We start from the raw sequence: 18,324 nt of genomic DNA on the forward strand, positions 1-18,324 counted from the left end.
CGAATCCGGTCGCTCAACCGTCTGCATCGGCTCCGGAAGATGCTTCCGGGGCCGACGGAACCCATGGCTTCAGAGGTTGCACCACATCGCGATAGAAGACGTCGAGACCGTCGGTCACGCTACCGATGAAGCTTGCCGCCGATCCCGAGCGCTTGCTGCCCATCTTGGTCGGTGATGTCAGCGTGAAGTACTGCAACTCGCTGATCCGGCCTGCAGTCAACGATTTGGGGTCCGCTCGCACGGTCGCCAAGTTCTCGCACGATATTTCGCTTGCGTCTGCGAACACGGCTTCGACCAGGATGTCGGCGGGTGCGTTCTTCAGTTGCTTGAGGAGCCACGATGCTCGTCGGAGCGCAGTCCCGTCGGTCGGCGCGTCGATAGCGGTACTGCACTGAATCTTGTTGGTACGCATGTCTGCTTCGACAGTGACATCTCCGGCGGCATCAGGGATGCGCAACGTGGCAGAGAGACAGCCGGAGGCAACAAGCTGCTCGACGATGTACTCGTTGCGCGCTTGGGGATCTCCGGCGAACTTCCTCGGGAGATGATGCTTCACCGGAACGCCGAGGTCGGCGGTCATTCGCAACGCCAGGTGCCTGGACAGCGATGCCCATGTATTCGCGACGGACAACGCCTTGACGTCACTCGCGCGGAGGGTTCCGGCGGTGACGGAGTCGCGAACTGCCACCCAGTGGCGACCCATGTCGACGAACTCCGTCGCGCCGGACTTCGGGTGCGTCAGATAGCGGACGAATTCACTCAGAATCCATACCTGCAAAGAATCGGCAAGGTCGCCGTGTGACAACAACATTCGAGCTTCGTGAATGACCTCGGACCATGAGATGTGCCGCAGCGATACCTTGTTCAGCTTGGTCTTGTTCACTTCGACGGGGAGCTCACCGGCAGAGGCCGGTATGTCGTTGGACAAACTCAGAACGGTCTCGTACCTGTGTCGTTTCGCGACATCGAGGTAGTTCTCGAGCTGCTCTTTCTGTAGCTTGCCGGCGCCGGTTTTCACTTCCAGCAAAGCAGTCCACACTTGGCCCGCGCGCGATACACGGAACACACCGTCAGGGATGACTTTGCCCTCGCCCTTGGCGAACTGCACTTCGAGGTAGCCCTCGAAGGGACCGGATGGTGCTCCGGCATGCGCGCAGATTGCGCGAGCGAACGGACGAACCGCCTGCATCGTCGCGATCAGCGCTGAGGTAGCCCTCTTCTCCTGCTCCTCACCGGACCCCACACCGGAAACGGAGAACAGGCGAGCTGTCTGCCACCCTTCTCCCCCGGCCAGGGTGAACTGAGGCAGAGTGACCTTCTTGGCAACGGGCTTCTTGGTGCGAACGCCGCGTTTCGGCGGTTCGACATCGACAACCGAGATGTCGACGATCTCACCGGTCGTGTCGACGGCCTGCACATGCGAGTCAGCGACCTCTACGACGACCACATCGTTTGCTGACGCTTCGGGTTCGCTGTCATCGACGTCGACGCCGAAATCCTGTGCTAAACCACCCAACCCGGATTCCCAGCCCTGTCCGACTGCGCGCAGTTTCCACGCACCGTTTCGCCGGTAGACCTCCCCGAACACCATCGCACGTTCCGACGACGCGTCGGCGGTGAGAAACTCCCCAAGTACCGAACCCGTTTGATCTCGGACCTGCATCGACAGTTTCCCGAAGTCACCCAACGGAACATCATCGGAACTACCCGCGATGACCACCTTGTCGACCTCGGTTGCGAGAGAATCGAGATGGATCGACACTCGTTCTTGTTTGCCTTCGTCGGTGCTACTGCTCCCGCGGTAGCGCACGGTCGCGTCCGCAGATTCCGGCTGGTTGTAGAAGACGAAGTCTGCATCCGACCGAACCTGTCCGCTCGAATTCACCAGCAGCGCAGACGCATCCAGATCTCGTTCCGGGTCGACCCAGGACACGATGACATCCAGTTCAGTCACGTCCTGCGGTAGAGAAATGTTCTGTCCCTTGACGAGAATGGGTGAACTCACGCTGACACGCTCCTGTCGGACCAATCGGACTCCGACTGCTCACCCTATTCACCGCGTGACGATGTCAGTCGTCCTCGCTCGACATTCATTCATTCGACCTACATATGAACCAACCTCACTTCGAAAATACCGATTTGCCGCCTCGCTCGAAGCGTTCCACCGGCCAGCGGCCACGCACGACTTAGGAACGCACGACAAAATAGTCCTTTTGGCGGAACAGCTTCGAGCAGAGTCAAGCCCCGACCCGACCGCTGGAAGAACCTAGCATCCGGCCGATCCCGCTCGCTACGAAAGGCACCGTGTCCGCCTCGTCGAGCTATCTGTCGTTGCCGAACAGCCACCACGTAAGGGCGATCGCTATCGCGGCTGCAATGATCAGCATGACGGCGTTGAGCCAATGCGGGTTGCCCGTGGTGATATCTACCAGCGCCAGTGCCATGCGTGCTCGCCTACATTCGTCTGTCCACCGATCACTGTCGCCGCCGGCTCCGTCCAGTTTGGCACCTCGAGGTCAACGAATTGGATGTTTCGCGGCTGAGGTATCGGTCCGTTGCGGATACGTTGACGGCGGGACACCGTTGGCGTGTGAGATCGATCTACTTTCGTAACCGTTGTGCACCGGCCCCTTCCGGCCAAGCGCATCGATGGGGTTCGAGTACCGACACGGGGTCAACGACCGCCCATCCGCAATCGTTGCAGGTTGTTGTCCGCTGAGTTCAGCATCCGCATCCGCGAACGCCATGCGCTTTCGAGAAGGCACCAACTCGAACAGCTGACGATTCCAGTACTGCGCTACCGTATCGTGATACGGTAGCGAGATGAGTGAAGATGGAGTTACAGTTCGCGGGCGTGTTCGCCGCGCCGGTGGCGAAAGGCGGTTCACGGTTCTCGACCACGTGATCAGCGTGATCGCCGAGCGCGGGTATGGCACCACCCGTTATGCGGATGTCTCGGCCGTGTCGGGGATTGCGGTCAGTACTCTGCAGGGCTACTTCGGATCCCGAGAGGACATGTTGATCGAGGCCTTCGAGCGGGCGACGTCGATCGCTGTTGACGGGATGAACCAACTAGCGGCCCAGCATGACGATCCGCTGGGTCTCTTGGTTGCGATGGTGGATATGGGACTCGACACTGACACCCCCACGTGGCGGATGTTGGGTGAATTCTGGACTGCGGCGGCGCACGATCCCGATCTTCGACAGCGAGCGGTCGAACTCGCTCGTCGCTATCGGGAGCCGTTCGCTGATGCAGTGCGGCGAGGTGTCGAGCGTGGCGCGTTCGAGCCGAAGTTCGAGGTCGCGGTGATTGTCGAGTCGACGGTGGCCAGCATCGTCGGAATTCTACACCCGATGGTGTTGGGCCACTGGGCTATCGACCATCGCGACTACCGGAAACTGATACTTACTCAACTGGCGTTTGCACTCGGCACCCCCATCGAGGACAACCTCGGAGATTCCACGACAATCGGCCTATGAAGAAAGAGTGATCCTGTTGACGCACAACATCATCAACCCCGACGGACTACACGATCCCGTCCCCTTCGGCTACAGCCATACTGTGAGCATTCCCGCCGGGGCCGAACTGGTCCTGGTGTCCGGTCAATACGGATCGGGCGCAGACGGCATGGTCACATCACCCGACTTCGCGGAACAGGTCTCCACGTCATTCGATAACCTCGAGATCGCATTGGCCGCTCACGGCCTCGATCTCGGTGACGTCGTACAGCTCAGGTCCTACGTTATGCACCCCACCTTTGAAAAACTCGGCGTCATCGGGCAAGCAGTCAACGGCCGATGCGGTGATGCGCCCCCCACTCAAACCGTCATCGGTGTCGCAGGACTTGCCATGCCCGACATGCTGTTCGAGGTCGAAGCGACCGCAATCAAGGCCTAGTGGCCTGGCCCAACCGGTAGGTACTCGCAGCACATCGCCCGCGGTTGTGGTGGGCGCAGCGTGGACGTTGGAGCGCACCCAGCTGGCAATACGTCAGGCTTGATATGCAGGGTTACCAGTAAGACGTCTGTATTTGCTGTGCAGCAGCGCATTTAGGCTGCACAGCAACTGGAACGTCGAGCGTAGGTCTGGTCGATGCATTGACCCTATGTTTCAGTTTTCAGGCCGATGATGTGTTCCGCGTGTTCTTCGCCCCAGTCGCCGAGGGTTCGTAGCGCATCGTTGAGGCTTTGTCCTAGGGCGGTCAGTGAGTATTCGACTCGCGGTGGTACTTCTGCGAACACTTCACGCCCAACTATTCCGTGGGACTGGAGTTCGCGGAGCTGCTGCGTCAGGACTTTCTCGCTCACGCCAGCGATCGACCGGCGAAGTTGGCCGGGACGCTTGGTGCAATCGTGAAGCTGCCACAGGATCAACGGCTTCCACTTCCACCGACCACGGAGACGGCCGCATCCAGGCCGCATGAGTATTTGCTCCCCACGAATGTTGCTGCCATGGCGCAATACTGCCATTGAGGCGGGAATCGGCCCCAAGCCTTCCGAAGGACGCCCCTCCAGTAATCGCGCTTCGATTGCAGCCGCCGCGGTGATGACCGATTTTTCGACCAGCTCCCATTCGTCGTACTCGGCCGCAGGCTCTGTCTGCCACACTTGCACCGTCACGCGAGCAGGCCCGTAGGACACGCCCGTGTAGGTGGCCAGAAATCCGGGACCAACCTCGATCAAAGTGCCTTCGCCTGCACGTCGAGAGTGTCCCGCCGTCATTGGGGACAACGAATTGATCATGATCGACCTCCACGATTCCCGAGGTCTGCAGAACAGGTTCAGTATCTCTGGCCAAGCAACCCCAGCGGTTTCACGCGTCAGCTTCGGAATGCGAAGCAATACGGCCCGTTCTGATATGCAGCATTACCGGAAAACGTCTGTATACGCTGTGCAGCAATACTTTTAGCTGATTCAACGACGCCGAACCAGTCGGCGATTCCGATGAAGCGAGTCCGACAAACAGGCCCTCGAGCTAGTGCGCTCGGACTGCCTGCCGGTCTCCGCCGTCGTTCTGCCACATGATCGCGAGTGATCCAACGAGCGGTGGCGACTTCCGTTCTGCGGGTGGTTGTTGCGTGTCAGTCGGGAACTATGAACAGGTCGTTGCTGAATGATTCGTCGAGCATCACATTGCTGAGTTCTTCGGTGCGATGGGTGCTTTGAGCGCGTAGGGGATGCCGGTGTGGGCGTCGAAAGCGACCGTGAGTGGCCCGCCCCAGAACCCGGGCGGGAAGACGAACTCCCACGCTCGTTTGCCGTTGACCTCGGTGGGCTTCGCCTGACTGGTGGGGTCGATGACGACGTGAAATGGTGTCTCCGGCTCCCAGCGGCGGTGTATGGCCACGAGGCCCTCGGGCGAGGTGATGGGGTTGAGGGGGCCGCGGTGCCAGTGGTCGGCGTGGCTGACGACCGATAGCAGTCCGTGAGCGTCGACTTGGCGTGTGCCGTCGAAGGGCGAATACCAGAACTCGACCTCGTGCCGTTCCTCGGCACCGCCTTGGGTTTCGGAGAGCACCATCGTTGCGTGAACAGTCGCTTCTGCCGTGGATCGGTAAAGCTGATGTACCGCACCCCAGGTTGCGTGGTTCCCGAGAAGCGGCGTTCGTGGGGGCAGTTCGTGAGCGTGCGGGTCCTCCTGATCGGCGATGGTAGGCACCATGGCGACGGTGAACACGGCGGACCGGAGTAATTCTTTGCTCACTTCGACCCCGGTGAGTCGTTCAGCGAGGGCAAAGGATCCCTCGATGTGGAAGAACTCAGTTCTGGTTCCGTGATAGTCGTCGAGATCGATGCCACCGACTTCGGTGATGAGTGCCAGCACGGTCGCAGCTTCGGCGGGTGAGGCTGTGTGAGCACGCTCGAGGTCCCCCGCCGGGATCATCGGCTCGAACGAGACCTTGCGCTGCCCATCACGCCACCATACGAACTGTGAGAGGGCGTTGACGTTGCTGAAATGGCTGACCACCTCGTGGTGCCTGGTCACAGGGCCGAAAAGGTTGTCATCGACGCCTAGGTAGTCACTGTTCTGCTGGATCAACAGCACCCACCCCTTCCCGATGTCGGCAACGCCCACGGTCTGCACGGTCTGATCCGCGCCCGAGTCCGGTCGGACCAGCCCCAGCGTCTCGAACTCCGTCGACCGTTGATTGAAGCCGGCATAGCCCACACCGGTGCGCCGCCTACCGACGGCGCCCAATGCATCCAGAACACCGTCGGCAGTGGCATCCCGGACCAAGCTCACGACATGTCCGTTGGATCGCCATCCGCCGAATTCTTCGTCTCTGAACCACAGGTAGTCCCGGTACGTAGTCGCCATCGATCCAGCATTGCAGAACCACATCGCCACACTCAGCTTGCGACCGGTACGTACGCCCACGGAGTTGCTAACAAGTTGGAAGCACTTGCAGTCGCCGCCTCCGCCGCGTAGCCGCCGTCGGGCGGGTCCGACTGGAACCGGGTCGTGCGGGGGTCGGTGTGCAATTCGATCATCGCCAGTCGATCCTCTTCACGCAGGGGACGCAGGATCAGCCGGGTAGTTTCGATATCGGCGAACACATCGGCGAAGTTGGCGTTCCTCCGCGAGATTGCCCACGAGTGGTGCCAGCTCGCACCGCCCCACGCGTACGGAAGAATCGTTCGATCAGCGACCCTGGACGCGCGAAGGGAACCGCAGGCTGTGGGCCGATAGGCTGACTCGATGGCGAGAATGGCATCGCTCGACAGTTGGGTGTATCGGCTGATGACGGGCGAGCGGACACGCGCGAAGCCACCCGGTCCGATACTGCTGACCTTTGTGACAGCCGCCGTTGCGGTATGGGTCTGCGTCAAACGAAATTGGTGGCCGTCTCCGTTCGGCGCACACACCTGGGCCGACCCATTGCTGGCCCATCTACTCGTCCTTGTGGTTTTGGCCGTCACCGGCCTGGTGTGGGCGATCCGAACCCTCTATGTGCTCGGCCGCGACCGACGCTGGTCCTGGTGGATACTTCCTGCGCCCGTCATCGTCTCTACCGCAGTCGCGTTCGTGGTGTGGGGGCCGAGCACGACATTCCTCGACAAGCGCAGCGAGTTCGAGGCCATTGCCGTCGACATACGAGAGAACCCAGGCACGTCCCGCGATGAGTTCGAGATCGGTCCTTTCGACATCGATCGTGCGCGAGGCGGTCCGTCGGGAGAGGTCTACTTCGTCGACAATTCGACCATCTTCTTCAGCTTTACGAGCGGATGGGTGTACTCACCTGATCATGAACCGGGCGGCCGAGACGATGCCGATTTCTCCTTTACTCACCTCGACGGCCCTTGGTACCGATACGAATCGATGTACCGAGGCTGATCTGCCGAATGGCGCGATAGCGAGAGGGTAGCAAGGGAGTCGTCAGAAGAATGCCGGTTGCGCATCGACGACACCGCTACGAACGGAGATCTCGCGGTCGTTCACGTCGATGTTTTCCGGGCGAGATGACCACCACCACAACGGATTGACCCCGTCCTCTGATCGGTCCCCGCGGTGCTGAGCGCACCTGACTCGGATCAGCGATGACGCCAGAGCCGGCCCACCACGTACATATTTCCCGCAGCCCCCGTGATGTAGGGGACGACGACAAGGAGCACGGTGACCGGGGTGAGCTGTGGACCCCAGCTGTTCGGGTCGCGCAGCTCGGGTGACGCTGCCTCCTCCATGACCACGAAGACGAGGCAGGCATAGAAGAGTGTTGCTGCCACGGCGCTGACTGAAACGAGCCACCGTCCGGCCCGAAAGTGGCGGTTGCCGAGTACCGCTGCTCCGAGCAACGAGAGCACCGTCACGGGAGCGAAGATCACCAGACCGAACACTCCCAGGAACATCCACGTGGCGACGATGTCACCGACAACCGTTCCGGAATTGGCGAGGAGCAGTCCGCTCGGAATCGACACACCGAGAACGAGCACCGGCAGCAACGCCACCCACCTCACCCACACGGCGTCTCGCGAGCCTCGCTCTTTTCCGGGCATGCCCCGGGTACCGTTCCCGCCCCCCGCCGACTTACGAGGTGCGCAGTCTTCGGCTCGACCGGTCATCCGGTCAGGATGCCATACGGCTCGCTACCGCGCGTTTGGCAGCAGTTCCTCCGCACTGCTGCCCTCGCAGTGCAGTGCGCGCCCCTGCCATCCGTGTTCTCGCCGCCATGTCCACAATCTGAGTAAGGCCATAACGGGACGCACCGACCCTAATCGGTCCTGTGGCCGTCGACGCGGAGCGTCGGGAGCCAGGTAGCAAGCGTACGGCCAAGGGTCGCAACCATTCTCGGTCCGTAAACGCAGAGCGTTTGTTCCCATGGGTGACCGAATGTCCCTTCTCGAAATTCGTCTCGCGCGAAGATGTAATAGTCGCCGTTCGGGTAGACAGGGACGCGCCACTCCGCGTCCTCCGCTGTGGCGTGGGCGTTTGCGTCGAAGTGGTAGCACATGTGCTGCCAGTCGAGTACTACGAAGGTGGGGTCGTCAGCGAAGTCGGTGACGTAGCACCCGCAGGGCTTCGGCGTTGATCGCGTCTACCACTGCGCCGAAGGCGAATCGGGTGCGCATGCCATCGGTGCCCAGGTCGAATGTCATCGACGGAGAGGGCTCCGCGATGGCGGGCCAGGCGTCAGGTTTGGTCCCCGGACGAAACCCGAATTTGTCCTTGAACATGGCCCAGTGCTTGGCCTCCATGTCTTTGCCCAGTTCCGACCAACCACTAGTGAGCGCAGACGTGAAGTCTCTCGTTATGTTCGTTGCCATTGGATCATTGTTTCCAGGCAACCCTCCACAGTCGATCGACTTTGTGGTCATCCGTGTCCGGCGTCTGTTTCGCGGCAGCATCATCCAGGCTCCGATAACCGAGAGGACCCTTTGTCGCACAACCAGTTTCAGGACGGCCGTCACGGAATGGCTGATGACGTGGCTCGGTGTCGTGCTAACGTCGACCTATGACAATTCTGCAGATAGGCGCATGAGAGCCCACATTTTCTTCGGACTCACCTCGTCTTCCCGGGCCGATTCCGAACGAGTGCTGGGCTGCGAACTCTCGTGAGGTCGTCGAACCGCCCTTCCGTTCCTGCCGGCATCGCAGCCGAATTTCTCTCGCTGCAAAAGCTTTTGACGCGCCTTCGTGTTCCCGGCTCATTCTCATCGAACGATGCGTCCCGCACTGTGATTGTTCCCAGTCTCGAACTCGACGGCGTCACCGTCCGCGTCGGAGCGACGATCAGGGACCCATCGTTCATGGGCACCTTCGATAGGACCGCAGCACCACGGTGGGTGCAAATCTCGTTGCTCGCATACGCCGACACACCGGAAGGCGACGGTGCCCCCGGCCCCCGAAAGCTGATCGAACTCAGTTACCCAGAACAAATCGCATGGGTGCAGTGCGTGTTGGGTGACCTCACCGATTATGCGTACAAAGTCGTCACCGACAGAGAGCTTCTCCGACCGCGTCCTGCATTCTTCACCGTGCTGATCGACGCACAGGGTCAAGGGACACTCGCACCCAGTGACTTCGAGTGGGTCATGGCCAGCAGCGGCGGGCGACGAGTGTATCCAGAAAAAGTTGTACCGCAGAACCCCGAACTACTGGCTCAGCTGCGACGACACGGCGACGTCATCGACGCGGATTCGGTCCGGCACCCGGACGCACCTTGCCCGCAGGTATGGGCACACCAATTCGTTTCTCATCTGACGGCAACGATTGCCGACCACCTCGGCCGCCTCGGTGAGGGTCGGTGGTTTACGTTCGACGAGATAGCCCTCCAGGGCGATATTCGTGTGATCGTGCGATACATCTGGCACCTGAACAGAGGCGACAGAGCGTTGGGATTGGATATCAAGCTGGAGGGGCTGCGTGAGCAGCGGTTGCGCGATCTCGATGACCCTCGTGCCAAGACTGCAGGCCAGGCAATCGGCGGCCTCCCGTTCGGGCAGCCAGTCTTCCACTCGTTTCGGGAGGTTGGCGGTGTCGCGTGGATCGACATCGGTGGGTCACGAGAACCGGCCGGTTGAGACGTAGCAAAACGGTCCCCCAACGGCGACGGGCGTCGTGCTCAGAACAGGATGGACTGGAACCAACGACCAAGCTCAGATTGGCTGGGATCGTGCGGTGTAAGGGACGATCGAACGGAAGGAATCATGTACAGCGTCTTCGATCAGTTGCGGGACGACAGTCTGATCTGGCGATTTCCTCTTTACAAGGGCGCAGGTCAGCCCATGGGCAACCCTGAGTTCGAGCCGCCCGAGGCGTGGATGTGTGCGCTCGACGCAGTAGCGCGCGACTTGAGATGCCTACGAGTGGGACGTGAGGTAGTACTGGATCGGCTGACGTGGGAGTTCGAGATCAACTCCGACTACTTCGTGGGTATCGGTTGGGAAAGTGCGGACAGCATCGGGGGGTTCAGCCGCTGCAATGGAATGTCGATGGATGCGTCCTACCCTGACGCCGCCGCGTGGGTGGCGGAGACAGTGCAAACGGACCTGGCTGGATATGAGTTCGTGCAATGGCCGAGTCGAGGACGATATCTGTTGAGCGCCCAGGCCGCCGAAACCGGCGCACAATGGGTCGACCCGCATGATGGAACCGTCGTCGCCAATATCGGATCCCTTTGCGGTCCTTGACATACGACTTGTCCAAACGTCATCGATCTCACCTGCACCATCGTGTTGGACGCAAGATCTGGAACCGTCACGACCACGTCCCGGCGTGGAACGCGTCCATCATGTCCTGCTCGATCTCGTCTCGCCGGCCGCGATCGCCGGTCCACGAATCGAACAATCGCTTGGTGGTGCCGATCATCGCAATACCTGGAACATCCGGCTGGTTCAACGACTCGGGAATCGGCCACCCGCATATCGAGTTCGCGGCGAGAACGGGATGAATCAACCCATCCACGGCCCGCGAACTGATCACGCGGGTGAAAACGTTGATGGCCGCCTGCCATCGCTGTGTCGAAGGTGAGCCCAAGGGCAACAACAAGTCCCAGCGAGCCTGCTCGCAGGACTCGCGTGTGACGGACCGTCCGACGGCAATCACGTGCCGACCGACGCTGTCGTCCATTTCTTTCGCCCAGACCGCAGGCTCGCGTTCGATGGCCGAACCGAACACCTGCAATTCCGCGAGTCCTGAGCGAGGCCCGGCCTCGCCGAGAGGATAGGCACTGAGGTGGACGAGAAGGTTATCGCGCAGATCCCGAACCACCGATCTATGTGGTGGATTTGCCTGCAGCCGTTGAGCTTCAGCGACGGTCACGTAACCCGCAAGGATGTAATGACCGATATCGTCGCGCTCCCGTGGCATCATGCGGAACCCGCAGAGGCTCTGGCGTGTAGTGACATTCGTAAACACTCCCGGATACTCCGTCCGGGGACGAAGAGTTTCAGAGTACAGGTGAACTCAACGGATGCGTCAACCAAGTTGTGGCGAGCCATCGCCCGCGTCACCCAGAATCTTCGCCATGCCCAGGGACTTCGGGGCCGTGTAGGTGAACCCGTGTCGTTCGTACAAGCGGCGGCCAGGTTCGTCGGCAAGTAAATTCACGAAAGCACCGGCGGGTGCTCTGTCGACGATGTGTTGCAGCAATGCAGCGAGTAAGTCATCTCCCAGGCCCTGTCGTTGATGATCGGGTAGTACTGCCATGTCCACGATGTGGAAATACCAACCTCCATCACCGATCACCCGCCCCATCGCAACCACTTCATTCGTAGCGAGATGCGTTACGCGGTAGGCGCACCAGCTGCCGGACAGGGCCGCGAGCGCCTGATCGGCATTTTTCGGTGACAGTCCCGCGCGGCTCCGGAGAGCTAGATACCGATCGACCGTTGGCACGCCTTCCTCCAGCCGGTACTCGTGTAGTCGTGTGTCACTCATAGCGCGAACTTAACGCAGAGACGTGTCGTCCAACATCCACCATCGCGCTTCCCTGCTTGTGAATCGCCGACGTGTCGATGAGGGTTGAGGTAGTGTCGCGGTCATGACACTGCAGAAAGGCGCATGAGCGCCCCGTCGTCCGAGCGCAGACTCTTGCGCCCACGAAATATTCGTTTCGCTGCCGACCGGCTGTGGGTGATCGACGAAACTCAGCCCGTTGCAGTACTTCTCGAACCAGACTCCGGACAGGTTGATCGGACCGTCTCCTGGCCGGAGATACCCTCACCGCCGGCACCTGCACTGACGATTGCCTCCCATGGCGACCGGGTCTGGCTTCAGTACCGCGGAACGGATGCTCTCGCCTGCGTGACCGCGGACGGGATACATCACGCCGAGTATCTCGAAGGCACACATCTGCTGACAGCGGGATCGTCCGGAGCATGGTGTTTTCGACCCACACGCACGCGTGACGACGTCGCTCGCACCGCGGACGAGCCGCCGCTCCCCCGCCCGCGATCGCGACCACCTCTGCTCCTGGCCCACCCGGGCGGAGGCACGTCTCCGATCAACGTCGACGGGGTTCTCGTCGCAGCCGACTTCGATGAACAGTCGGTCCACCTGGGCGTCGAACACGCCCCGTGGTCGCGCACCTATCGCGAAACCCCGACTCCGGCAGGATATGTTCTCCGACAATCCAAGTCGTGGATTCATCTACCGCTGGATACCGAAACGACTTACATTGGACTCGACGACCACCCTCGGTCGCGGGCCGACGGCGCGTGGTACACCGGTGAGTACGCGGACATGACGTACAACGAGCTGCACCGCCGCAAGCGCGCCATCGGGGACGGCGTCCGATGGCACTGGGGCATGACAGACAGGCACGGCGGTGTGCTTATCGTGAAAGCATTCCGTGACGGTTCGTCGACGCCCGTGCGTGAGATCGAATTGCCCGGAGCCCGGGCCTACGAAGGCACCGCACACGGTGACCAGCTCTGGCTCCTTGTCAGATCCATGGACGGTGCGAGCCGACACCTTGCTCGGCTGTCGATCGACACAGCAGAGATCGAATTCAGCACAGCGACAGACGATCTGGACATCACAGGTTACTGCCGTCCCGTCGCTCCCGAACCGCCCGACCATGCCTCGTACGTTCGCTACTGCGTTCGTCGACTCGACGGGCGGCAGTTCTCGAAGCGAATGCACGACGTCCGAGCCGAATTTCTCGGCGACTGGCCGCACGGCCGATTGCACATCAGTTTCACTCACGACGACTACGAGGGGCTCACCTTGGTAACTCGACTCAACCTGTACGACGAACAGGGTCAGCGTCTCGAAGACATAACCCGCTATGTTCCAACGGAATTGATGGAGCAGGCGGACACTCGCGCCTACACGGATCGGTCGCACGCTATCGGCGGGGTGTTGTACCTAAGACGCATTGGGTCGAGGTACTACTGAGGATCGTCGACGGTCCGCAACGGCCAGTGGTGGGTGTGGCCCGCGCAGCTCACGCAGACACGGGTCCGAGAACCATCTACGACGCGCACTACGGCATCGTTCCGTCGTATGTGGGTTTCGGGCTCGGCGAAGTCCGCCTGTTCCGTTTCGGTCGAAAGACTCGTATGGAGTCCCTCGACGGGAAACCGCTGTTCATCGCCGACGGCCAGACGTGTTGGGTGTTTCGAGCCGATCACGATGATCCGATCGAAACGAACGAACTCAACACCCGGATACCCGACCCTGGCCGGGATCTGATCGTCTCCCGCCCTGTCGAGCACTGGGCTCGGCCGGGTCTGATCCGACCCACGCGCCCTATCGAAGAGGTTGAATTCATCGGACGACGCTGCTGGAACGTGCAATTGAAGACCGGCAGCAAGGGCTCGCCGATGGTGCTGACCATCGACACCGAGACCGGGACCGTGTTGAAGCAGGAGAGCGAGAAGGGCAGCGCGGAGTACGTCGATTGCGCTCTGCCGGACGAATTGCCGGACTCGACGTTCACGTGGACCGGCCCGGTCAGAATGCCCCGCAACGTGTTTGCCGAGGATCGGGCGCGCTCGCTCGAACGATCGAAAAGCAACATGCAATGGTTCCACGACAACGTCAGCGCGCAGCGCATACAGGCAGTTGTCCAGGTCGACTTCACCCCGACCGAACTGCGACGAGATCCCGACCATCCAAACAGCTTCGAGGCCGTCTTCGAGAAAGGTGCCGGCCGACTGTGGCGGCGCGCGCGGTCCAGCGAAACCTGGTTGCTCCCCGTGAACTGGACTCCGCACTACCCGACGCCGATCCGAGCATGGTCCACACACGAGTTCGACTGGGCATGCGCCATAAATCTGGCCCCGGGCAGTCTCACGGACGCAACATTGGCGCAACTGCAAGACGCGCTTCACCCAGGCCAAGACGTGGTCGGCACTCCTCCGCTGTATCCGTGAGCTCGCTGAGCAATACGGCCAGTTCCACCACGCAGAGTCACCATTACAGTCAGTGGTACCTCAGGCGCGTCAGGCACGTGATCGAGTTCTCGATCGAGGGCAGAGGAATGCTCAATCGTGGGTGTGCGGGCCTGCTGCCCGAGGATTGATGGTGTCGCAGTCCCACGTGATTCTGGCACCACGCCACGAGTCGATGGCCTCGAACAGTTCGATCTCGCCGTACAGCGCATTGGCCAACTCCGTCGCCCCTCCGACGTAGGTCGACATGAGATCCACATCGCTCGCTACGAACCACGCACGATCCGCGGGCCACCAGATGTTCGGCAAGAATCCCTGCAACTCACGCCCCGCGTCACAGACCGACCCGCGCACAAGCAGGTGCCTTCGGCCCGGAAGGGTCAACCTGGAATGGTTCTCAGGGACGCCTCTGAAGCCACGTCCTTCCCAGAATCCGAAGTAGCAGTCATCGGGTGTGGTGGTGTGCTCGGCAAGCACAGTGGCCAATGCAACGATCTCGCATGCGGGCAGTTCACCAGTAGTGGGCGAGGCGTCCCACAGGCTCCCTTCGCCTGTTTCCCGACCGGATCGAACACCGGCCTCGATCATCGACCCCCACGCAACGGTCTGATGCATCACCGCACCCAACGCATCCACAAGTATCCTCCAGCGGACGGGACTCCGGTCGCGATCCAGCTCGCGGATCGTCCACGCGGGATGCAGCAACCGAAGGTACGTGGGGTAGACGTCAGGAACCAGCGCCGACACTGTGCTCCCGAATCGCGGGATCCGTTCGCGCACCCAATCACCGGCCGAGACGTCCCCGAGAAGATCGGCGTACGACCAGAACTCAGGAACAGGCTGATCCGCGCCGCACGCCGTGACGGCCGGCCCGGAGGCGAAGTCGTTGACCGCGAACGGAGGTGGATTGACACTCTGCCAGTTGCCGTAAAGCTCGAAGACGCGGGCGATACGCCCATCGACAGTTACAGTTCGTCCGGTGTCGGAGTAGACGCCCATCCCGTGCGAACGCACCAGCTTCGGGTCCTGCGGTGGTGAGCACATCGGTACACCCCGGTACTCGGAGATCTCGCGCTCATCGATGTCGAGCGCTTGCTGATCGAGATTGCCGCCAACGAAATGGCACCACATCGGATTCACCTCTCTGTGGATCGAAACCCTACGTCAGAGTGCGCCGCGCCTACGCGATCTGCGACGTGCTTCACGCGGCTGACAGAGATCAGCGGGCCCACGTCGTTGTAGGTGCGAGACCCGGCACCACAGCGAACCTTGCGGGCGATGTGCCATTGCTACTCAGTTTTCGAGGTGGACAAGGGGTAATCGCGGACCAATCCGGGATACTTCGCGCGCAAGTAAAGACTGCTGAACATAACCCGGTCTTCAGCAATCCACCCCCACGTAGACCGCTTGTACTCGGAAAGACCCGCAACTGCATCCGCAACGGTGAACACGCCGTTATCTCGTTCTCGCAGAACGGTATCGGGATTATCCCAGTCAATGGCCGAGGCTTCAGGGTCGAGTGTGCCGTGAGCGGCGATGACAGCCAGGTCTGCCTTCTCCGAGAATGCACCGAACTGGACGTAGCGTTGAAAGTCGTTGTCGACGACCAAATCGAAGTCGAGCGCGGCGACCAACCAGCGGCGGGGGTGTTCTGGGGCTGCCACGAGGACTGCAGTCACAGGGGTCGACGCGGCGTCGATCCCGGTTTTCACAGCTCCCACGACGAGTGCGACGCGGTTGTCCGCAACTGCAATCGGAACCCCCTCGAGCCCTGGCTGGGAATACCGTTCCCCCATCGAGAATCGGTCGTCGGACTGCCCCGCTAGTAGCTCTTCGAGCAACGGGCCCGTCGTGTTGCGAGCGATCTGCCATCGATCGCGGGTGGCGATGGACTCGATCAGTCGGCCGACGCAGGCGATGATGAGTCCCAGTCGGGGGTCCTCTTTGAAACGGTTCTCCATCACGACGACGCGGCCGATGATTGAACGGCGGCGATATCGCACGTCGGAACTATGGTTCTATGTTGGTCCCAGATCGAGCCGTACTGTCCGCGCATTTCATGCCCCAAGTGTTAGGCGAACCGCAACACGAAGGTCGCGGACTCGGGGTCACCTGCAGCGAGGTTACTGCACAAGAGACAATCGGCGCGCCTGATCTGGACCGTGAGAACAGGAAATCGCGAATCGCACCGTTGTCCAGGCGACGGCGATCGGTCAATTCGGGAGATCAGCCATGAGTTCAGCGTGCGGCAGTCACGGGAAGTCCCAGTCCAAGTATCCGTTTTCAACAATAGGAACCCAGCCCCTGCACGAACTATCGGAGTCGAGGGCATCGGCGACGTCTTTCATCATGGCTGCGAGCGATGGCCAGCGCATCAACCCCTGGTCGGTGTCCTCGCCGGCGAACTCGACAACGCAGCCCATTTCATCACCGCTGCGGGTGTCGATGACCAAGTAGTCGCTGGAGTCATTGGCTGCGATTGGAATGAAAGACTCCAAAAAAGTGAACGCGGTGGTGCCAGCTGCAGCGGCAAGCAAATCATCGCCCCCTACTGCCGCTGTGGTGGGTGCCCAAATGCGGCACAGTGAAGTCCACTCGTGTTCGAGTTCCGCGAGAGTCATTGGCCTGTAACCGGGGATCACCTGAGGAAAGGCTCGGCCTTGATCGCTACCGTTGTGGAGCGCGAACCATGCCCGCAAGTCCGAGGGCCATTGCCTTCTGGTTGCGGATTCAGCTCGTGCAACCTTCTCGGCCTTTGCTGGCGGGTTGACGCCGGCTGCGGTCACTGGCGCTCGTTTTTGGCACCACGAGAGGATGCGCGCCCATTCGTCGGCAAGTTGGTGCATCAGCAAACCCTAGCCATGGAGTACAGCACGTTTCGAATACTGCATATCCGCCAATTGGCTGCCGGTGTCCCAGTCATCGCCGGGACGTGCCCCAGCCGATACCTACGTAATGGTCGGAGTTCATCTCGAACTGCCACACCGGGCGATCCAGTGTGACCTCGTGTCCCACTCGAACACTGCAGATCGCGCGCGACCGCGTCGAGTGCACGCATCCATCCTTCGGGCGGCTCGAACTCAGGACTACCCATCGGCTGACCTGCACCCTGGTAGAGGGGAAATCGCCAGATCAAACTGTCGTACCGCATTCTTCGATTACTTCCCATTCCGACGATGCGCTCGGTTCTCCAGGGTGTTCAGCGAGCGTCTCGATGCACACGGCTACCGGTCCATACGCGAGGCCGGTCATGATGGTGACGAAGTTGGGGCCAACTTCGATGACACTGCCGGTCGTCGAGGGTTCGTAGGTTTCAGCGCTGGGAGATCCCAGGACGAATTGATGGTGATCGACCGACACGGTCCCGGTGCTCGACATGAAAACTAATCCTGACCAAATGTACATCGAACTTGAACGAGGCAGGCACAGAACAACTTAGCGAACAGACATGCGAGGTGCTAGCGAGGAAGGCCCAGCGCAGTACTGATCGACAGCGCGCTACGGACGTGTTCTAGTGAAGCAGTGGACTGGGTCGAGAAGGAACTGAGGGTAGCCGCTGTTGTCGGTGCCTGCACCGGCGTGGGTGTCATGCTCCCCTGGGTCCTCGAGGGGTCCATGTCCTGGTTGGCGCTGCTGGTGTTTCCTGCTTTCTGCGGTGCCGTGGTCGGGCTGCTCGTCGGCGTGGTCGCGGTCGGTGGTGGCCGCTACGCTCTGTGGTCGGACCGAGTGTGGCCCGCACGATCACACCGCACCTGGGAATACCGATTCGCTGCGTGCACCGCAGCTGCGGTCACGCTGGTGACCGCGCTTGCATTGTGCTGGCTGGTCGTCGCTGCAGGTGAAATCTCCACCGGCACGGACGGATTCCCGACCTGGTGGATCGCACTGGCAGCAATACCGGCGTCGAGTTATCTATTCGCTTACCTGCTCGCTCCTGCAGCAGACCGCACCGCTCGAACAGTGGACCGCCTCGGGGAGGTCTAGGTT

At 61.0% G+C, this 18,324-nt stretch carries 20 protein-coding genes; 8 read left to right on the forward strand and 12 right to left on the reverse strand.

All coding sequences use genetic code 11. The features are described 5' to 3' along the window. Positions 1 to 13 precede the first annotated feature (13 nt). Positions 14 to 2,005, reverse strand: coding sequence for a TerD family protein (locus ACNEOT_RS15970; RefSeq protein WP_415975024.1), 1,992 nt, complete (start codon positions 2,003 to 2,005; stop codon positions 14 to 16). Between the two features lie 316 nt (positions 2,006 to 2,321). After that, the gene (locus ACNEOT_RS15975) at positions 2,322 to 2,444 is read right to left on the reverse strand and encodes a hypothetical protein (protein WP_415975025.1); all 123 of its coding nucleotides are present in this window, start codon (positions 2,442 to 2,444) and stop codon (positions 2,322 to 2,324) included. Positions 2,445 to 2,823: 379 nt separating this feature from the next. Here ACNEOT_RS15975 and ACNEOT_RS15980 point away from each other — a divergent pair, with 379 nt between their 5' ends. Together ACNEOT_RS15980 and ACNEOT_RS15985 are read left to right on the forward strand one after the other, a co-directional pair. Beyond that, complete coding sequence (locus ACNEOT_RS15980; protein WP_415975026.1) at positions 2,824 to 3,480, forward strand: TetR/AcrR family transcriptional regulator; 657 nt, start codon at positions 2,824 to 2,826, stop codon at positions 3,478 to 3,480. A 7-nt stretch (positions 3,481 to 3,487) separates the two neighbouring features. Beyond that, positions 3,488 to 3,898 carry a Rid family hydrolase gene (locus ACNEOT_RS15985; protein WP_415975027.1) on the forward strand — a complete coding sequence of 137 codons (411 nt, stop codon included), beginning with the start codon at positions 3,488 to 3,490 and terminating at the stop codon, positions 3,896 to 3,898. Between the two features lie 206 nt (positions 3,899 to 4,104). On the opposite strand, the gene ACNEOT_RS15990 is transcribed toward ACNEOT_RS15985, so the two are convergent. Together ACNEOT_RS15990 and ACNEOT_RS15995 are read right to left on the reverse strand one after the other, a co-directional pair. Continuing rightward, a complete protein-coding gene (locus ACNEOT_RS15990) occupies positions 4,105 to 4,743 on the reverse strand; it encodes a winged helix-turn-helix transcriptional regulator (protein ID WP_415975028.1) in 639 nt (212 codons plus the stop codon). 385 nt (positions 4,744 to 5,128) lie between these two features. Beyond that, positions 5,129 to 6,319 carry a DUF6461 domain-containing protein gene (locus ACNEOT_RS15995; RefSeq protein ID WP_415975029.1) on the reverse strand — a complete coding sequence of 397 codons (1,191 nt, stop codon included), beginning with the start codon at positions 6,317 to 6,319 and terminating at the stop codon, positions 5,129 to 5,131. Between the two features lie 381 nt (positions 6,320 to 6,700). Here ACNEOT_RS15995 and ACNEOT_RS16000 point away from each other — a divergent pair, with 381 nt between their 5' ends. Then, positions 6,701 to 7,336, forward strand: a complete 636-nt coding sequence (locus ACNEOT_RS16000) for a DUF1109 domain-containing protein (protein ID WP_415975030.1) — start codon at positions 6,701 to 6,703, stop codon at positions 7,334 to 7,336. A 197-nt stretch (positions 7,337 to 7,533) separates the two neighbouring features. Here ACNEOT_RS16000 and ACNEOT_RS16005 read toward each other — a convergent pair whose 3' ends face one another. The 3 genes from ACNEOT_RS16005 to ACNEOT_RS16015 form a co-directional block, all read right to left on the reverse strand. Further along, positions 7,534 to 7,995: a hypothetical protein gene (locus ACNEOT_RS16005; RefSeq protein WP_415975031.1), complete on the reverse strand. Its 462-nt coding sequence runs from the start codon at positions 7,993 to 7,995 to the stop codon at positions 7,534 to 7,536. Between the two features lie 215 nt (positions 7,996 to 8,210). After that, positions 8,211 to 8,450, reverse strand: coding sequence for a DUF2716 domain-containing protein (locus ACNEOT_RS16010; protein ID WP_415975032.1), 240 nt, complete (start codon positions 8,448 to 8,450; stop codon positions 8,211 to 8,213). Between the two features lie 34 nt (positions 8,451 to 8,484). After that, positions 8,485 to 8,763: a DUF2716 domain-containing protein gene (locus tag ACNEOT_RS16015; protein WP_415975033.1), complete on the reverse strand. Its 279-nt coding sequence runs from the start codon at positions 8,761 to 8,763 to the stop codon at positions 8,485 to 8,487. A gap of 411 nt (positions 8,764 to 9,174) precedes the next feature. Between ACNEOT_RS16015 and ACNEOT_RS16020 the strand changes: the two genes are divergently transcribed. Then, positions 9,175 to 10,020, forward strand: coding sequence for a hypothetical protein (locus ACNEOT_RS16020; RefSeq protein ID WP_415975034.1), 846 nt, complete (start codon positions 9,175 to 9,177; stop codon positions 10,018 to 10,020). A 126-nt stretch (positions 10,021 to 10,146) separates the two neighbouring features. Then, on the forward strand, positions 10,147 to 10,629 hold the full coding sequence (locus ACNEOT_RS16025) for a hypothetical protein (RefSeq protein ID WP_415975035.1): 483 nt from the start codon (positions 10,147 to 10,149) through the stop codon (positions 10,627 to 10,629). Positions 10,630 to 10,696: 67 nt separating this feature from the next. Here the strand turns inward: ACNEOT_RS16025 and ACNEOT_RS16030 are convergent, their stop codons facing one another. Both ACNEOT_RS16030 and ACNEOT_RS16035 read right to left on the reverse strand, forming a co-directional pair. Further along, complete coding sequence (locus ACNEOT_RS16030) at positions 10,697 to 11,311, reverse strand: hypothetical protein (RefSeq protein WP_415975036.1); 615 nt, start codon at positions 11,309 to 11,311, stop codon at positions 10,697 to 10,699. 105 nt (positions 11,312 to 11,416) lie between these two features. After that, entirely contained in the window at positions 11,417 to 11,878 is a 462-nt protein-coding gene (locus tag ACNEOT_RS16035; protein WP_415975037.1) for a GNAT family N-acetyltransferase, read from the reverse strand. 123 nt (positions 11,879 to 12,001) lie between these two features. Between ACNEOT_RS16035 and ACNEOT_RS16040 the strand changes: the two genes are divergently transcribed. Together ACNEOT_RS16040 and ACNEOT_RS16045 are read left to right on the forward strand one after the other, a co-directional pair. Next, positions 12,002 to 13,339 carry a hypothetical protein gene (locus ACNEOT_RS16040; protein WP_415975038.1) on the forward strand — a complete coding sequence of 446 codons (1,338 nt, stop codon included), beginning with the start codon at positions 12,002 to 12,004 and terminating at the stop codon, positions 13,337 to 13,339. 35 nt (positions 13,340 to 13,374) lie between these two features. Beyond that, positions 13,375 to 14,319 carry a hypothetical protein gene (locus tag ACNEOT_RS16045; protein WP_415975040.1) on the forward strand — a complete coding sequence of 315 codons (945 nt, stop codon included), beginning with the start codon at positions 13,375 to 13,377 and terminating at the stop codon, positions 14,317 to 14,319. Between the two features lie 111 nt (positions 14,320 to 14,430). Here the strand turns inward: ACNEOT_RS16045 and ACNEOT_RS16050 are convergent, their stop codons facing one another. The 3 genes from ACNEOT_RS16050 to ACNEOT_RS16060 form a co-directional block, all read right to left on the reverse strand. Further along, a complete protein-coding gene (locus ACNEOT_RS16050; protein ID WP_415975042.1) occupies positions 14,431 to 15,468 on the reverse strand; it encodes a hypothetical protein in 1,038 nt (345 codons plus the stop codon). Between the two features lie 158 nt (positions 15,469 to 15,626). Further along, entirely contained in the window at positions 15,627 to 16,340 is a 714-nt protein-coding gene (locus tag ACNEOT_RS16055; protein WP_415975043.1) for a hypothetical protein, read from the reverse strand. 249 nt (positions 16,341 to 16,589) lie between these two features. Then, a complete protein-coding gene (locus ACNEOT_RS16060) occupies positions 16,590 to 17,183 on the reverse strand; it encodes an SMI1/KNR4 family protein (RefSeq protein ID WP_415975045.1) in 594 nt (197 codons plus the stop codon). A 676-nt stretch (positions 17,184 to 17,859) separates the two neighbouring features. Here ACNEOT_RS16060 and ACNEOT_RS16065 point away from each other — a divergent pair. Next, a complete protein-coding gene (locus ACNEOT_RS16065) occupies positions 17,860 to 18,321 on the forward strand; it encodes a hypothetical protein (protein WP_415975046.1) in 462 nt (153 codons plus the stop codon). The last annotated feature ends 3 nt before the right edge of the window (positions 18,322 to 18,324 follow it).

The organism is Rhodococcus sp. 077-4, from assembly GCF_047782425.1.
GTDB lineage: Bacteria > Actinomycetota > Actinomycetes > Mycobacteriales > Mycobacteriaceae > Rhodococcoides.

Bases quoted from the DNA above. Each gene is read 5' to 3' on its own strand.
- ACNEOT_RS15975 (WP_415975025.1), bottom strand. From the start codon at position 2,444: ATGGCACTGGCGCTGGTAGATATCACCACGGGCAACCCGCATTGGCTC.
- ACNEOT_RS15980 (WP_415975026.1), top strand. From the start codon at position 2,824: ATGAGTGAAGATGGAGTTACAGTTCGCGGGCGTGTTCGCCGCGCCGGT.
- ACNEOT_RS15990 (WP_415975028.1), bottom strand. From the start codon at position 4,743: ATGATCAATTCGTTGTCCCCAATGACGGCGGGACACTCTCGACGTGCA.
- ACNEOT_RS15995 (WP_415975029.1), bottom strand. From the start codon at position 6,319: ATGGCGACTACGTACCGGGACTACCTGTGGTTCAGAGACGAAGAATTC.
- ACNEOT_RS16000 (WP_415975030.1), top strand. From the start codon at position 6,701: ATGGCGAGAATGGCATCGCTCGACAGTTGGGTGTATCGGCTGATGACG.
- ACNEOT_RS16005 (WP_415975031.1), bottom strand. From the start codon at position 7,995: ATGCCCGGAAAAGAGCGAGGCTCGCGAGACGCCGTGTGGGTGAGGTGG.
- ACNEOT_RS16010 (WP_415975032.1), bottom strand. From the start codon at position 8,450: ATGTGCTACCACTTCGACGCAAACGCCCACGCCACAGCGGAGGACGCG.
- ACNEOT_RS16015 (WP_415975033.1), bottom strand. From the start codon at position 8,763: ATGGCAACGAACATAACGAGAGACTTCACGTCTGCGCTCACTAGTGGT.
- ACNEOT_RS16025 (WP_415975035.1), top strand. From the start codon at position 10,147: ATGTACAGCGTCTTCGATCAGTTGCGGGACGACAGTCTGATCTGGCGA.
- ACNEOT_RS16030 (WP_415975036.1), bottom strand. From the start codon at position 11,311: ATGATGCCACGGGAGCGCGACGATATCGGTCATTACATCCTTGCGGGT.
- ACNEOT_RS16035 (WP_415975037.1), bottom strand. From the start codon at position 11,878: ATGAGTGACACACGACTACACGAGTACCGGCTGGAGGAAGGCGTGCCA.
- ACNEOT_RS16040 (WP_415975038.1), top strand. From the start codon at position 12,002: ATGAGCGCCCCGTCGTCCGAGCGCAGACTCTTGCGCCCACGAAATATT.
- ACNEOT_RS16050 (WP_415975042.1), bottom strand. From the start codon at position 15,468: ATGTGGTGCCATTTCGTTGGCGGCAATCTCGATCAGCAAGCGCTCGAC.
- ACNEOT_RS16060 (WP_415975045.1), bottom strand. From the start codon at position 17,183: ATGCACCAACTTGCCGACGAATGGGCGCGCATCCTCTCGTGGTGCCAA.